Source organism: Acinetobacter sp. YH12106, from assembly GCF_013418995.1.
Lineage (GTDB): Bacteria > Pseudomonadota > Gammaproteobacteria > Pseudomonadales > Moraxellaceae > Acinetobacter > Acinetobacter pseudolwoffii.
The window spans coordinates 20,348-34,227 of record NZ_VPAV01000018.1 but is presented as its reverse complement, the minus strand read 5'-3'; the positions used below and the strand labels follow the sequence as shown (position 1 = coordinate 34,227).

The 13,880-nt window shown below is 42.8% G+C and carries 15 protein-coding genes; 8 read left to right on the top strand and 7 right to left on the bottom strand.

Annotated elements, in window-relative coordinates; all coding sequences use genetic code 11:
* Positions 1-101 precede the first annotated feature (101 nt).
* Complete coding sequence (locus tag FTU45_RS11885; RefSeq protein ID WP_005097098.1) at positions 102-512, top strand: nuclear transport factor 2 family protein; 411 nt, start codon at positions 102-104, stop codon at positions 510-512.
* Positions 513-581: 69 nt separating this feature from the next.
* Positions 582-1,694 carry a YheT family hydrolase gene (locus FTU45_RS11880; protein WP_005097097.1) on the top strand — a complete coding sequence of 371 codons (1,113 nt, stop codon included), beginning with the start codon at positions 582-584 and terminating at the stop codon, positions 1,692-1,694.
* A gap of 55 nt (positions 1,695-1,749) precedes the next feature.
* Here the strand turns inward: FTU45_RS11880 and FTU45_RS11875 are convergent, their stop codons facing one another.
* Positions 1,750-2,184: a hypothetical protein gene (locus FTU45_RS11875; protein WP_005097096.1), complete on the bottom strand. Its 435-nt coding sequence runs from the start codon at positions 2,182-2,184 to the stop codon at positions 1,750-1,752.
* A gap of 226 nt (positions 2,185-2,410) precedes the next feature.
* On the opposite strand from FTU45_RS11875, the gene FTU45_RS11870 reads away from it, so the two are divergent.
* The 6 genes from FTU45_RS11870 (at position 2,411) to rodA (ending at position 8,622) form a co-directional block, all read left to right on the top strand.
* Positions 2,411-4,051: a CTP synthase gene (locus FTU45_RS11870; RefSeq protein WP_005097095.1), complete on the top strand. Its 1,641-nt coding sequence runs from the start codon at positions 2,411-2,413 to the stop codon at positions 4,049-4,051.
* 31 nt (positions 4,052-4,082) lie between these two features.
* Entirely contained in the window at positions 4,083-4,940 is an 858-nt protein-coding gene (gene kdsA, locus FTU45_RS11865; protein WP_180076438.1) for a 3-deoxy-8-phosphooctulonate synthase, read from the top strand.
* A gap of 59 nt (positions 4,941-4,999) precedes the next feature.
* Complete coding sequence (gene eno, locus FTU45_RS11860) at positions 5,000-6,289, top strand: phosphopyruvate hydratase (RefSeq protein ID WP_005097093.1); 1,290 nt, start codon at positions 5,000-5,002, stop codon at positions 6,287-6,289.
* Positions 6,290-6,296: 7 nt separating this feature from the next.
* Positions 6,297-6,689 carry a septum formation initiator family protein gene (locus tag FTU45_RS11855; RefSeq protein WP_005097092.1) on the top strand — a complete coding sequence of 131 codons (393 nt, stop codon included), beginning with the start codon at positions 6,297-6,299 and terminating at the stop codon, positions 6,687-6,689.
* Complete coding sequence (gene ispD / locus FTU45_RS11850) at positions 6,658-7,371, top strand: 2-C-methyl-D-erythritol 4-phosphate cytidylyltransferase (protein WP_180076437.1); 714 nt, start codon at positions 6,658-6,660, stop codon at positions 7,369-7,371. Before FTU45_RS11855 ends, ispD begins: the two co-directional genes overlap by 32 nt.
* 111 nt (positions 7,372-7,482) lie before the next feature.
* The gene (rodA, locus tag FTU45_RS11845; protein ID WP_074383200.1) at positions 7,483-8,622 is read left to right on the top strand and encodes a rod shape-determining protein RodA; all 1,140 of its coding nucleotides are present in this window, start codon (positions 7,483-7,485) and stop codon (positions 8,620-8,622) included.
* A gap of 198 nt (positions 8,623-8,820) precedes the next feature.
* Here the strand turns inward: rodA and FTU45_RS11840 are convergent, their stop codons facing one another.
* The 6 genes from FTU45_RS11840 to FTU45_RS11815 all read right to left on the bottom strand — a co-directional run bounded on the left by FTU45_RS11840 (position 8,821) and on the right by FTU45_RS11815 (position 13,596).
* On the bottom strand, positions 8,821-9,123 hold the full coding sequence (locus FTU45_RS11840; protein ID WP_005170606.1) for a cyd operon YbgE family protein: 303 nt from the start codon (positions 9,121-9,123) through the stop codon (positions 8,821-8,823).
* A gap of 3 nt (positions 9,124-9,126) precedes the next feature.
* Entirely contained in the window at positions 9,127-9,228 is a 102-nt protein-coding gene (cydX, locus tag FTU45_RS11835; RefSeq protein WP_004278713.1) for a cytochrome bd-I oxidase subunit CydX, read from the bottom strand.
* A 25-nt stretch (positions 9,229-9,253) separates the two neighbouring features.
* Entirely contained in the window at positions 9,254-10,399 is a 1,146-nt protein-coding gene (cydB, locus tag FTU45_RS11830; protein ID WP_074383199.1) for a cytochrome d ubiquinol oxidase subunit II, read from the bottom strand.
* On the bottom strand, positions 10,396-11,979 hold the full coding sequence (locus tag FTU45_RS11825; protein WP_074383198.1) for a cytochrome ubiquinol oxidase subunit I: 1,584 nt from the start codon (positions 11,977-11,979) through the stop codon (positions 10,396-10,398). Before FTU45_RS11825 ends, cydB begins: the two co-directional genes overlap by 4 nt.
* Positions 11,979-12,170, bottom strand: coding sequence for a cytochrome oxidase putative small subunit CydP (cydP, locus tag FTU45_RS11820; RefSeq protein ID WP_004645265.1), 192 nt, complete (start codon positions 12,168-12,170; stop codon positions 11,979-11,981). Before cydP ends, FTU45_RS11825 begins: the two co-directional genes overlap by 1 nt.
* Positions 12,171-12,540: 370 nt before the next feature.
* Positions 12,541-13,596 carry a porin gene (locus FTU45_RS11815; RefSeq protein WP_180076436.1) on the bottom strand — a complete coding sequence of 352 codons (1,056 nt, stop codon included), beginning with the start codon at positions 13,594-13,596 and terminating at the stop codon, positions 12,541-12,543.
* Positions 13,597-13,880: the final 284 nt, after the last annotated feature.

The following is a 13,880-nucleotide window of genomic DNA, read 5'->3' as shown; positions in this document are numbered from 1 at the left end:
GATTTATAAGAAAGAATCTCCCTTGTGAAGCAGTACTTCTCACCTTTAATAAAGGGGGAGCGCTCTGTATTTAAAATATCAAAACAAAAAAGGAACCTCAAATGAGCATCGAAACTACAAAAAAATCCATTGATCGTTGGCACGAGATGTTAGCAACCCGCGATATGTCGATCTTGAATGAGTTACTTGCTGAGGATGTTGTATTTCGCTCACCTGTGGCTTTTCATCCTTATCCTGGCAAACAGGTGGTCTTTTTTATTCTGAGCAATGTGATCCAAGTCTTTGAAAACTTCACTTATCACCGTGAATTTATAAGTGAAGATGGTAACAATGTCGTACTTGAGTTTTCTGCTCAGGTAAGCGATAAAAAACTCAAGGGAGTTGACATGATTCAGTTTAATGAAGAAGGTCAGATCATTGATTTTGAAGTGATGATCCGGCCTAAGTCTGGACTTGAAGCCTTAGCGGTACAAATGGGCCAACGGATGCAGTCATTCCAAGTTAAAACTTAATTCGAATTATTGATTCAAGTCGGCATGAAGTTTGTAAATCACAGCTAGTCGAACTAGAGAGGATGACAGATGAAAATGTTGCTTAAAAAATTGGGTCAGCTGTCCAGTGAATATCTGGATCGCTTCAGTGGCGCAGATGAACCGACCCTGTATTACCATCCAAATGGTGTTTTTTCAGGACTCATTGAACGCTTACCGCAGCTGCAACAAAAATATCGTCCTACGCCGTGGTTAGCCAATGCACACGCACATATTCTATATTTGGATCTTATTAAAAAACATACGATTAAACTTAAATATGATGTACTTGAACAGCTAAAAATGTCGGATGGCGGGATTACCGGTATTGCCTGGTATGGGCTGGATTTGCCAGCAAATACACCGACCATTGTCTTATTACATACCATCACCGGCTCTCCAGAGTCGATGCGTGAACTGGTACAGGATCTGCATAAACATACCGGTTGGCGAGTGGCCTTGTGTTTGCGCCGTGGGCATGCAGACCTGCCCATGCCTGTAGCTAAAATGAACCTGTTCGGCTCGACCCAAGATCTACGTGAACAACTGCTGTATATACAGGATAGATTTCCTCAGTCTGAGCTGTATGGGGTCGGATCTTCTGCGGGTACAGGCTTGCTGGTGCGTTATCTCGGAGAAGAGGGATCACAAACACCGTTAAAAGCGGCTTTTGCCTTATGTCCAGGCTATAACACCGAAACTGGATTTGCCCATGTACATCCGTTTTATAGCAAAGTCATGGCCAAAAAACTAATCAAACGCTTTATTCATCCTTATCAGGAAACCTGGCAAATTTATCCTTCCTGGAAGCAATTGCTGGAGGTAAAAGACTTATCGGAGTTTGAACAGCGTTATTATCAACTGGCCGGTTTTTCAGACTATGAGAGTTATAGTAAGGCCACGAATCCAATTTATGTATTTGAAAACATTAAAGTTCCATTAATGATTTTAAATGCGGAAGATGATCCGGTGTGTCATATCCAGAATCTGGAACCTTATAAAGAAAAAATTCGGGCAATGTCGAATATCATGGTGATTACCACCAAAAAAGGCAGTCATTGCGGATTTTATCAAGGTCTGATGCAAACAGAATCGTGGGCTACGCGATTAATGGCAGACTATTTGATGCACTTGTCTCGTAATTCTGCACCGACATCTGCTTAAAAAAGAGTAATAAAAAAACCCAGCAAAAGCTGGGTTTTTTGATGAATTCTCTTGATTAATCAAGCGCTGGCATCGCTGCTGCAATGGCATCAGCCACAGCGTCTTCTTCAGATTTGTTTGAATCAGAGTTTGATTTAGGCGTTGCTGCAGGTTTTGAAGGCTCTGGAGCTGGATTGTTTTCTGACGGCGTTCTTGTTGGAGCTGGTGTAGCTTCAACAGGTTCAGGCTTCTTCACTTCACGACGAATTTCAGTCGTCGTGTTAGCTGTCTGTTCACGTTGAATTTCCACAGTTGTCTCTGGAACTTCTTCAATTACCGCTTCTTCTACCGGCTCAAGCGGTTCAAATTGTGCTGGTTCAGGCGTTACAACTTCAGGTGCTGGATTAACCTCAACTTGTTCTTCTTCTTTAGGTGCTTCTTTTTTTACACACGCAGTCAAGCTCAGGCCAGTCAGGATTACGGTACAGAGTAAAAATTTCTTCATCATCATTGCATCAAACAGAAAAGTGTGGAGGGGATTACACTATTATAGCAGCAAATTACAAGATAGAAATCATATGAACTTACAGTAATTTTTTATTGGAATTGCTGTTAGAATAGTCAATTGTTTATTGTTCTTTGAATTGATGCGGATTGACTTTGCTTTCTAGGTACAAGGTAAAGTAAAATTGCGCAACATTGCAGGCCGATTTAGGCTCGATTGTACGAGAAACCCAATGACCCATTTTATTTTCGTTACTGGTGGTGTAGTTTCATCACTAGGTAAAGGTATTTCAGCTGCTTCTGTTGCTGCACTTTTAGAAGCTCGTGGTTTAAAAGTGACCATGGTAAAAATGGATCCATACATTAATGTCGATCCAGGGACGATGAGCCCATTCCAACATGGTGAAGTTTTTGTTACAGAAGACGGTGCTGAAACAGACTTAGATTTGGGTTACTACGAACGTTTCTTGCGTCGTGCGAAAATGACCAAACTGAATAACTTCACATCAGGTCGTGTTTACCAAGATGTTCTGAACAAAGAACGCCGTGGTGACTATCTGGGTGGTACTGTGCAAGTTATTCCACACATTACTGACAATATCAAAGAGCGTGTCCTGCGTGCAGGCGAAGGCTATGATGTTGCGATTGTAGAGATCGGCGGTACAGTAGGTGACATTGAATCTCTCCCATTCATGGAATCTGTACGTCAGCTAATGGTTGAACTTGGTCATAAACGTACCATGTTAATGCACTTAACGTTACTCCCATACATTAAGTCTGCAGCAGAATTAAAAACCAAACCAACACAGCACTCTGTTAAAGAACTTCTGTCGATTGGTATTCAGCCAGACATTCTCATCTGCCGTACCGAGTACGATGTAGATGCAGATACTATCCGTAAAATTGCATTATTTACCAACGTTGAAGCACGTGCCGTTGTGGTATGTAAAGATGCACGTTCGATCTATCAGATTCCACGTACTTTCTACGAACAGAATGTTGATGATTTAATCTGCGAACGTTTTGGTTATAACGACCTTCCTGAAGCGGATTTAACCGATTGGGATAACGTGGTAGAAGCATTATTGAACCCAGAATACACCGTTCGTGTAGCGATGGTCGGTAAATATGTAGAACTTCCAGATGCGTATAAATCTGTGAACGAAGCACTTTTACATGCCGGGGTGAAAAACCGCGTTAAAGTCCAAATTGACTATGTCAATGCAGAAGAACTTGAAAGCCAGGACGTGAACGAAGTATTGAAAGATGCCGATGCGATTCTGGTTCCAGGTGGTTTTGGTGAACGTGGTACTGAAGGCAAAATGCAGGCGATTCAATTCGCACGTGAAAACGGTGTACCTTTCCTTGGTATTTGCTTAGGTATGCAGTTGGCTGTAATCGAATATGCACGTAATGTTGTGGGCATTAGCGATGCAACGTCGACTGAATTTAACCGTTCGACCAAATCTCCATTGATTGGCTTGATCACTGAATGGTTAGATGAGCGCGGTGAAGTTCAGCAACGTTCTGCTGACTCTGATTTGGGTGGCACCATGCGTCTAGGGGCTCAAAAATCTGAACTGGTTGCAGGCACAAAAACAGCTGAAATCTATGGTTCTGAAGAAATCATTGAGCGTCACCGTCACCGTTACGAAATGAACAACCGTTATATCCCATTGCTTGAAGAAAAAGGCATGAAGATTTCTGGTTATTCACCGGTACAGCATCTGGTAGAAACAGTTGAAATTCCTCAACATCCTTGGTTTATTGCGGTACAATTCCACCCGGAATTTACCAGCTCACCACGTGAAGGTCATCCATTATTTGCCGGTTTCATTGATGCTGCGAAAAAGCAGTACCAAAAAACTCAATAATCGGTGTGTAGGACACAACTAGGAAGTTTAAATGTCGCAATTAAAACCACAAGAAATTGTACGTTTGGGCGATATACAAATGGCAAATCATTTGCCATTTGTATTATTCGGCGGAATGAATGTACTTGAATCTAAAGACTTGGCTTTTGAGATCGCTGAGACTTATGTCGATATTTGTACACGTTTGGGTATTCCCTATGTGTTCAAGGCCAGCTTTGATAAAGCCAACCGTTCAAGCTTGAATTCGTTCCGTGGCCCAGGCCTCGACAAAGGTCTCGAGTGGTTAGCTGACATTAAAAAACACTTTAATGTGCCAATCATCACTGATGTACACGAGCCGTACCAGGCGGTGCCTGTTGCAGAAGTGGCGGACATTATCCAGCTGCCGGCTTTCTTGAGTCGTCAGACGGATCTGGTGGAAGCCATGGCAAAAACCGATGCCATCATCAACATCAAAAAAGCACAATTCCTTGCACCACACGAAATGCGTCATATTTTGCATAAGTGTCTGGAAGCAGGAAATGACAAACTGATCATTTGTGAGCGTGGTTCAGCATTTGGCTATAACAATCTGGTTGTAGACATGCTGGGCTTCGATATCATGAAAGAAATGAATGTGCCTGTGTTCTTTGATGTGACGCATGCCTTGCAAACTCCAGGTGGCCGTGCCGATTCTGCTGGCGGACGCCGCGCCCAGATTACCACATTGGCGCGTGCAGGTATGGCAACCGGTCTTGCAGGTTTGTTCCTGGAAGCACATCCTGATCCAGAGAAAGCCAAGTGTGATGGCCCATGTGCATTGCGCATGTCTCAACTTGAGCCTTTCTTGGCACAGCTAAAAGAATTGGATACCTTGGTCAAAGGTTTCGAAAAGTTAGATACACACTGAGTTTATCACTCTTGCGCTGCCCTAAAGGCAGCTCATATTAATCAACTGAGGAATAGTTCATGAGCCAAATCGTTGACATTCGTGCACGTGAAATTTTGGACTCTCGTGGTAACCCTACCATCGAAGCAGACGTAATCTTAGCATCTGGCGTAGTTGGCCGTGCATGTGCACCATCTGGTGCTTCAACTGGTTCTCGTGAAGCTTTAGAACTTCGTGATGGCGATAAAGCACGTTACTTAGGTAAAGGTGTTAAAACTGCGGTAAATAATGTAAACACCTTAATCCGTGATGCTTTGCTTGGTAAATCTGTATTCGAACAAAAAGACATCGATAACACGATGATTGCTTTAGACGGTACTGAAAACAAAGAAAAACTGGGTGCAAACGCAACTTTAGCTGTATCTTTGGCTGCTGCACGCGCTGCTGCTGATGAAAAGAAAATTCCTCTTTTTCAATATATTGCAGACCTTCGCAACAACTCGATTTTGACCATGCCTGTACCAATGATGAACATCATCAATGGTGGTTCACATGCAGACAACAACGTTGATATCCAAGAGTTTATGATTGAACCTGTAGGCTTCACTTCATTCTCTGAAGCGCTACGTGCCGGTGCTGAAATTTTCCATTCACTTAAATCAGTATTAAACAAAAAAGGTTTAAACACTGCTGTGGGTGATGAAGGTGGTTTCGCACCAAACCTTCGTTCTAACGAAGAAGCAATCACGGTTATTCTTGAAGCAATTGGTCAAACTGGCTACAAAGCAGGTTCTGACATTATGCTGGCGCTGGATTGTGCATCTTCAGAATTCTACAAAAATGGTCAGTACATTCTTGCGGGCGAAGGCAACAAAGCGTTCACCAGCAACCAGTTCTCTGACTATTTGGCTGGCCTTGTAAACCAATACCCAATTATTTCAATTGAAGATGGTTTGGATGAGTCGGATTGGGAAGGCTGGTCTTACCTGACTTCGATTCTTGGCGACAAGATCCAGTTGGTAGGTGATGACCTGTTCGTAACGAATCCTAAAATCCTGCAACGTGGTATCAACGAAAAAGTAGGTAACTCGATCCTGATCAAATATAACCAGATCGGTACCTTGACTGAAACTTTAGATGCGATCTATCTTGCCAAAGAAAATGGTTACTCTACTGTGATTTCACACCGTTCAGGTGAAACTGAAGATTCAACCATTGCGGATCTTGCAGTAGGTACAGCAGCAGGTCAAATCAAAACCGGTTCACTTTGCCGTTCTGACCGTGTAGCGAAATATAATCAGTTACTTCGTATTGAAGAATTGACTAATGCTGCATATCGCGGTAAAGCTGAGTTTAAAGGTTTGAACTAAGCGACTTATGTCAATGTTAAATGTATTCGACTCGACTGCGAGTAAAGTACTGTTGGGCCTTGCGATCATTTTGATCGCAGGGTTTCAATATTTATACTGGTTTGGTGAAGGTGGTTATCATGATCATCAGCAGCTGACCCAGAAAATCCAGCAGCAAATGGAATTGAATGATGAGCTGAAAGAACGTAATCGCGTTCTGGCGGCAGAAGTCTACGATTTAAAGAATGGTATTGAAGCCATCGAAGAACATGCGCGTTTAGATCTTGGCCTGATTAAGCCACGTGAAACTTTTATTCAAATGAGCACGATCAGTACTCAATATAAACCCATCTATCTTAATCCAAATTCTAAAGTAGATCTGCGAACCAATGAGTCACCTGAGCCAACAAATACCCCGTAAATTATGGGTCATTCTTCCTGCTGCAGGTTCAGGTAGCCGTTTTTCTAAAACAGAACTCAAGCAATATCAGACGCTTCAACAACGAACTGTTCTTGAACATACCGTTGCACGTCTGAATCAATTGCCTTTGACTGGTTATGTATTAGCGATTGGTACACAGGACAATGTCGCAAAAACGCTGCCATTTTCCGATCTGGAAAAAGCACATTTTTGTTTGGGCGGCGCAGAGCGAGTGAATTCGGTGCTGAATGCATTAAATTATTTATCTGCAATGGCCTCTGAAGATGACTGGGTCATGGTGCATGATGCGGCACGCCCTTGTGTCAGTCTGGATTGTCTTCAACAGTTGGTCAATACGGCAATTACCAAGGATCGGGCTGCGATTCTGGCGATTCCGGTACGAGATACACTTAAGCGTGTAGTCACCGGTTCTGATATTGAGGAAACGGTGGATCGCTCCATGCTCTGGCAGGCACAAACGCCGCAAATGGCCAAGCTGGGCACATTAAAACGGGCGATTGAACAGGCTTTGCAGGATGGTGCTAACATTACCGATGAAGCCAGCGCACTGGAACATATCGGTGAGCAGGTGAGTGTGGTGCAAGGGCGCTCCGATAATATTAAAATTACCTATCCAGATGATCTGGAACTGGCCAAGCTGATTTTACAAGCTCAGGCTTAAAAATATATTCGATAAAATTTGAATAAAAGCAGAATAAATCTGGCTATAGCGATCTATTCCCTATAGCTTTCACTTATAATTTTGCCATCATTCTTTTTCACCTTTTGGCCAATGATACCTTCACAGCAGTATCGGTTTTTACGTCATTCTTTGCGTGATGGACGTAGTATTAACCCGCAAGATTCCTCCCGGTGGACCAAGTTGCACCTTGATCCCTGGTTGTTGTGCTTTCTGGTTCTCAATGCAATCCTGGGGTTGATGGTGGTGTATAGCGCGACCTCTGAAGATTCCGGGATGGTTGTTCGTCAGGCGATTAGTTTCGGGATTGGTTTTGTGCTGCTGTTTATCTGTGCGCAGATTCCACCGAAAGTCTATCAGGCGATCAGTCCCTACCTGTATGCCTTTGGCATATTCATGCTGCTTTTGGTGTTTGTGATTGGTGAAAAACGCCTGGGTGCAACGCGTTGGATTACTTTGCCTGGTATTGGGAGTATGCAACCGAGTGAGGTAATGAAATTTGCCATGCCTTTGATGATGGCCTGGTATTTTGCACGTAAGCCATTTCCTCCCAAATTTGTACATATTGTCGGTGCATTAATTTTACTGGCTATACCATTTGTTTTGGTTGCACTCCAACCTGACTTGAATATTGGTTTGGTGGTTCCGGGTGTTTTTGTCTTGTTTTTAAGTGGGATGTCGTGGCGTCTGATTGTTGGTGCGGCAGCAGCACTGGCTGTAGCAGCACCGGTTTTATGGATGTTTGTACTACAAGAGTATCAAAAGAAACGTATCACCACGATGTTTGATCCGGAGTCGGATGCATTGGGTGCAGGCTGGAATATCATTCAGTCCAAAATCGCCATTGGTTCAGGTGGTTCCACAGGCAAAGGTTATACTGAAGGGACACAATCGCATTTGGGTTATCTGCCCGAGCATCATACCGACTTTATTATGTCGACCTATGCCGAAGAATTCGGTTTTATTGGTGTGTTTCTGCTGTTCAGTTTATTTACTGCGATTATTATTCGTTGTTTGATGATTGGCTTAAACAGTTTTCATAATTTTGGACGTTTATATGCCGGAGCTATTGGACTGACCTTTTTCTTCTTTGTATTTTTAAACTCGGGCATGGTGAGTGGTATCTTGCCGGTGACTGGAGACCCATTGCCGCTCATGAGTTATGGCGGAACGGCGGTGATTTCTATGCTCGCAGGTATGGGAATTGTGATGTCGATTCATACCCATCGATAAATTATTCTAAAAGTCGGATGTGTTCCGGTTTTACAAATATTGTTAAGACATGCGGGTAAAGAAAAGTATCTTCATTACATTCATGCTCAATGTGGAAATTGCTTCCAAATGCAGAGTGATATAAGCGTACAACAAAAAGCAGAAATGGATAAACGATATAAAGAAGCCCTCAATCGAGGGCCTCTTTAGTCTTAAAACTTAACTGAAAAACCAGGTGTAATAGCCCCAGATCATCAAAGGCCAAGCCAAAAATGGACTAAATAGCCATTTCCAGAACCAGTGGCGAGGTACGAAACCGACACCATGTACAAAGCCTCCAGAAATACCAATCATGATATACATCATGGCACTATGGCTATATTCACCGTTGGCATCCAGCATTGCAGAGGGATGAACCAATAACACTGCGGCGAGAGGAAAAGCCAGCAGGCAGGAAATCATCATCGCAAATTTGTTTGGTTTCTTGTCTACAACGGTTTTCTCAAGCGCAGCTTCGGTCATATTTTATTCCTCATCCAGGTCTTGGTGTTGTTCCATATAAATTGCAGCAATCACACTGGCAAAACACGCCATCAGTACACCCAGAATCCAGGCAAAATACCACATAATTTTGTCTCCTTAGTGCACAGCCTTAATACAGGCTGTGTGAATTGTCTTCAATATGTTTGTTGGTAATCACGCCCCACATCTTGTAATAACACCAAGTGGTATAGATCAGGATCAATGGAACAAAAATACAAGCTGCAACTGTCATGACAGTTAAGGTGTTTTTACTGGATACCGCATCCCACATCGTCAGACTGACAGTCGGATTTAAGCTGGATGGCATCAGGAACGGGAACAGGGCAAAACCGGCAGTCAAGATTGCACCGACGACTGCCAGAGAAGAACCCAGGAAGCTCAAGCCAGCCTTGTTTTTACCTGCAGCCAGTACAATGATTAATCCCCCTAGAATGCCGGCAATTGGAGCTGCCATTGTAATTGGATAAGTTGAATAGTTGTTCATCCAGCCCGGATTGGCATTGGTCAGTACTTCTTTTGCTAATGGGTTGGCAACACCATTGGTGTCAAAAGGCATCACCAGGCTATAACCCTGGATGTTTCCAAAATACAACCATGCACCCGCAGCAAGGAAAGTCGCCAAGTAGACCAGACCCATGATTTGTGTCGCTTTGGCAGAACGTTGACGCAGGTCGCCATCAGTACGCAGCATCAGCCATGCACCACCATGTGCGCATAACATCGATAAACTGACCAGACCACACACAATCGCAAATGGATTCAGCAGGGCAAAGAAACTTCCTGTGTAGGTAGAACGTACGGTTTCATCCAGGGTAAAAGGCACACCGAGGAACATATTACCAAACGCTACACCAAAGACTAATGCCGGAACTGCACCACCAATCGCCAAGCCCCAGTCCCAGGAAGTACGCCATTTGGTATTTTCCAGTTTAGAGCGGTAATCGAAGCCGACCGGACGTAAGAATAAGGCAAACAGTACCAGTAATAATGCCCAGTACATGCCAGAGAAGGCTGTTGCATAAACCATTGGCCAGGCAGCAAATAAAGCCCCCCCGGCAGTAATGAACCAGACCTGGTTACCATCCCAATGCGGGGCAATGGTATTGATTGCAGCACGGCGCTCGTTATCATTTTTGCCCACAAATGGCATGATCGCCATAGAGCCCATATCGAAGCCATCGGTGAGGGCGAAGCCAATCAGCAATACGCCGACCAGCACCCACCAAATTATTTTGAGTAATTCATATTCGATCATGCTTGAGTCTCCCCATTTGCCTTTTCTGCTGCAAGCTTTTCAAAGTGGTATTTACCGGTATGCAGGGAACTTGGACCAAGGCGTGAGAATTTGATCATCAGATACATCTCGATAATCAATAACACCGTGTAGAAGGCTGCCAATGCCAGGATTGAACCCCATACATCGCCAGTACTTAAGCTGGAGGCTGAAAGATGAGTTGGTAAGACTTCACCAATCGTCCAAGGCTGACGACCGACTTCTGCTACATACCAGCCGGTTTGTGCAGCCACCCAAGGTAAAGGCAGTGCAAATAAGGCAAATTTTAATAACCAAGGTTTGTTTTCAGCATTGCGTTTCGCAACCGCAAAGGTAGCCAGAACAAAGAGAAGCAGCATCAAGAAGCCAGAACCGACCATGGCACGGAAGGCCCAGAACAGACTTGGTACGTGTGGAATAGTGTCTTTAGCCGCTGCTTTGATTTGCTCATCAGAGGCATCAACAACATTTGGTGTGTATTTTTTCAGCAGCAAGCCATAACCGAGGTCTTTTTGTGATTCATCAAAAGCCGCTTTAAGCTCAGGTGATTTATCTCCTGCACGGAGCAGCTCTAACTGTTCATACGCCACCATACCGTTACGGATCCGCTGTTCGTGCTGAGCAATCAGATCTTTAATTCCGGTCACTTGTTCAGTGGTGGAGCGGGTTGCAATCAGACCCATCACATAAGGAATCTTGATCGCATAGTCAGTGGTTTGGGTTTCTGCATTTGGAATCCCAAATAAGGTGAATGCTGCTGGTGCAGGATGCGTATCCCATTCTGCTTCAATCGCCGCAAGTTTGGTTTTTTGGACATCGCCCAGCTCATAACCTGATTCATCACCCAGTAAAATCACTGAAAGTGTAGACGCAAGCCCGAAGATGGCTGCAATGGCAAAAGAACGGCGTGCAAACGGCAAGTCACGTTTTTTCAGCATGTAATAACTTGAAATGGCCAGTACAAAAATAGCACCTGTGACATAACCTGCAGACACTGTATGTACGAATTTTACCTGAGCAACCGGGTTAAAGATCAGTGCGGCAAAGTCCACCATTTCCATACGCATGGTTTCGTAGTTGAATACAGAACCAACCGGGTTTTGCATCCAGCCATTGGCGATCAGAATCCACAGCGCAGACATGTTCGAACCTAAAGCTACCAGCCAGGTAACTGCCAGATGTTGCACTTTGGACAGGCGATCCCAGCCAAAGAAGAACAAGCCAATAAAGGTCGATTCAAGGAAGAAGGCCATCAAACCTTCAATCGCCAGCGGTGCACCAAAAATATCACCGACATAATGCGAGTAATAAGCCCAGTTGGTTCCGAACTGGAACTCCATGGTCAGGCCTGTGGTTACCCCTAAGGCAAAGTTAATACCAAACAGTTTTCCCCAGAACTTGGTCATGTCTTTATAGATTTCTTTGCCGGAAATCACATAGGTGGTTTCCATAATGGCAAGCAGAAAAGCCAGGCCTAAAGTCAGTGGAACAAAAATAAAGTGATACATCGCGGTCATGGCGAACTGGAACCGCGAGAGATCGACCACGCTTTCAGAAATCATCAACGTGTCTCCTGGATTTGGGAAGGATTGCCGGCGATACGCTCGGCGACTTGGTTGTCAAAATTTTTAGGAATCGTAGGTGCATCAAACCAGATGTTTTTAATGATCATCAGTAAAATAACTTTGATAATTAAAATGGCAGTTATTTCTCTAACTACTCTCTGGTTTAGATTTTTGGGAACTAAGCTCATTCGACTAAGCCTGTCTGTGACTTGTTGTATATTATTAATCTATTGTAACTAAAAAATAAATAGACGATACAATTTAAATAAATATATATTTTTAAATGTATGATAATAAAAGGTATATATTTTTATTAGTTAAAATTTATTCTAAATATTTTTTATTATTTTATGTAATTTTATTGTTTTTTTAAATCCGACTAAAATGCTTGATTTTAAAATATTGAATAAAATTAATCAAACTATTTTGGTTGGTTTTATAAGGGTTGAATATCAGGGTCACAATCTTTCTCATTTTATTTATATTGATAAAAAACACGCCAAAAAAAAGAACATGCTGGAAGCATGTTCTTTTTAAGCTTTCTGAGGAGAGCAGAACTTAGAAGTCGTAACGTAAACCTAGAGATAGACCCATTGCATCTTCACCATCTGCACCACCTGTGATACCTGAAGTTTTTGTACTACGGCCTTGAGTCCATGGTGTCAAGTTAGAGTTTTCATCATTCAGTACAGTTGCCAAGTTTGCATATACACGTACTGCTTTGTCTAAACGATGTTCTACACCAAGTGCCAATAATGTTGCATTTGCATCATCTGCATCTACATCACGGTGGAACACTTGACCACGTAGATATGTTTTTGGCGCAAATTTATAGTCAGCAGCTACACCAAATACTTGAGCATCTGGATTATCAGCATCATTATCATGCGTTAAATACTGATATAAACCACCGAAGTTTAATTCTGGTGTAATTTTATATGCAGCTGCAACACGGAAGCCATCACGTTCGCCACGACTTGCATCTTCTTCATAGTGTTCATAAGCAGCAGCAAAATCAACCGGACCTTCTTTATAAGTTAAAGCTAAGTCATATGCTTTGCTTTTTTCCTTATCAGCCACTTCTGTTTCGCTGTGCAGAGATACAGCACCGATTACATTAAAACCGCTACCAAACTTTGGTGATTTATATTCAATCGTATTGGCATTACGTTCATCAAAACGTAAGTCACCCGCACGAGTTACGTTTCGGATATCACCTAATTGGTCACCAAAGAAGTTGACTGGACCACGCGCTACTTTAAATGGGCTGTCAAAGCGGCCTACACGTGCTTGACCAAAGTCACCTTTTAAGCCAACGAAAGTATCACGCGTTGCGAAGTTAACACCATCATCTTCATCTTCAGCACCGCTAGCGAAGTTGATTTCTTGTTCGATTTGACCAAAAACAGTCATGCCATTTTCTAATTGTTGTTCAGCTTTAAAGCCTAGGCGTGAAGAGTTTGAAGAAAGACCTACTTCGTTATAATCTGAGCCATTATCAAGATAGTCTAAAGATACGTGTGCACGACCATACACTTTAACATCAGCAGCAGCTGCCATCATTGGTGTTAAAATTGTTGCCCCAATTGCTAATGCAGATAACGTTTTTTTCATGTGTTGCTCCAATAAAGACTTTTTATTCATCGTCTTAAAACAAGTTTCAGTCATGTGTTGAAACATGTACCGCTCTATTGGTGCCAAGTATCGATTACAAATAAGACAGTAAGATTAAGGAAATATTTCAAATCTGTTAAATGTTGTATTTTGTAAGTTTTGTAATATTACACATTCAATTTTTTGTATTTAAAGATAATTTGGTTGCTATTATCTTAATGATTCGCATTTATTTCTAAAGTTTTATGCTTTAAGTAGAATAAAAAAATGGAGCCGAAGCTCCA

Coding starts and splice junctions, on each gene's coding strand:
- FTU45_RS11885 (WP_005097098.1), top strand. CDS start 102: ATGAGCATCGAAACTACAAAAAAATCCATTGATCGTTGGCACGAGATG.
- FTU45_RS11880 (WP_005097097.1), top strand. CDS start 582: ATGAAAATGTTGCTTAAAAAATTGGGTCAGCTGTCCAGTGAATATCTG.
- FTU45_RS11875 (WP_005097096.1), bottom strand. CDS start 2,184: ATGATGATGAAGAAATTTTTACTCTGTACCGTAATCCTGACTGGCCTG.
- FTU45_RS11870 (WP_005097095.1), top strand. CDS start 2,411: ATGACCCATTTTATTTTCGTTACTGGTGGTGTAGTTTCATCACTAGGT.
- kdsA (WP_180076438.1), top strand. CDS start 4,083: ATGTCGCAATTAAAACCACAAGAAATTGTACGTTTGGGCGATATACAA.
- eno (WP_005097093.1), top strand. CDS start 5,000: ATGAGCCAAATCGTTGACATTCGTGCACGTGAAATTTTGGACTCTCGT.
- FTU45_RS11855 (WP_005097092.1), top strand. CDS start 6,297: ATGTCAATGTTAAATGTATTCGACTCGACTGCGAGTAAAGTACTGTTG.
- ispD (WP_180076437.1), top strand. CDS start 6,658: ATGAGTCACCTGAGCCAACAAATACCCCGTAAATTATGGGTCATTCTT.
- rodA (WP_074383200.1), top strand. CDS start 7,483: ATGATACCTTCACAGCAGTATCGGTTTTTACGTCATTCTTTGCGTGAT.
- FTU45_RS11840 (WP_005170606.1), bottom strand. CDS start 9,123: ATGACCGAAGCTGCGCTTGAGAAAACCGTTGTAGACAAGAAACCAAAC.
- cydX (WP_004278713.1), bottom strand. CDS start 9,228: ATGTGGTATTTTGCCTGGATTCTGGGTGTACTGATGGCGTGTTTTGCC.
- cydB (WP_074383199.1), bottom strand. CDS start 10,399: ATGATCGAATATGAATTACTCAAAATAATTTGGTGGGTGCTGGTCGGC.
- FTU45_RS11825 (WP_074383198.1), bottom strand. CDS start 11,979: ATGATTTCTGAAAGCGTGGTCGATCTCTCGCGGTTCCAGTTCGCCATG.
- cydP (WP_004645265.1), bottom strand. CDS start 12,170: ATGAGCTTAGTTCCCAAAAATCTAAACCAGAGAGTAGTTAGAGAAATA.
- FTU45_RS11815 (WP_180076436.1), bottom strand. CDS start 13,596: ATGAAAAAAACGTTATCTGCATTAGCAATTGGGGCAACAATTTTAACA.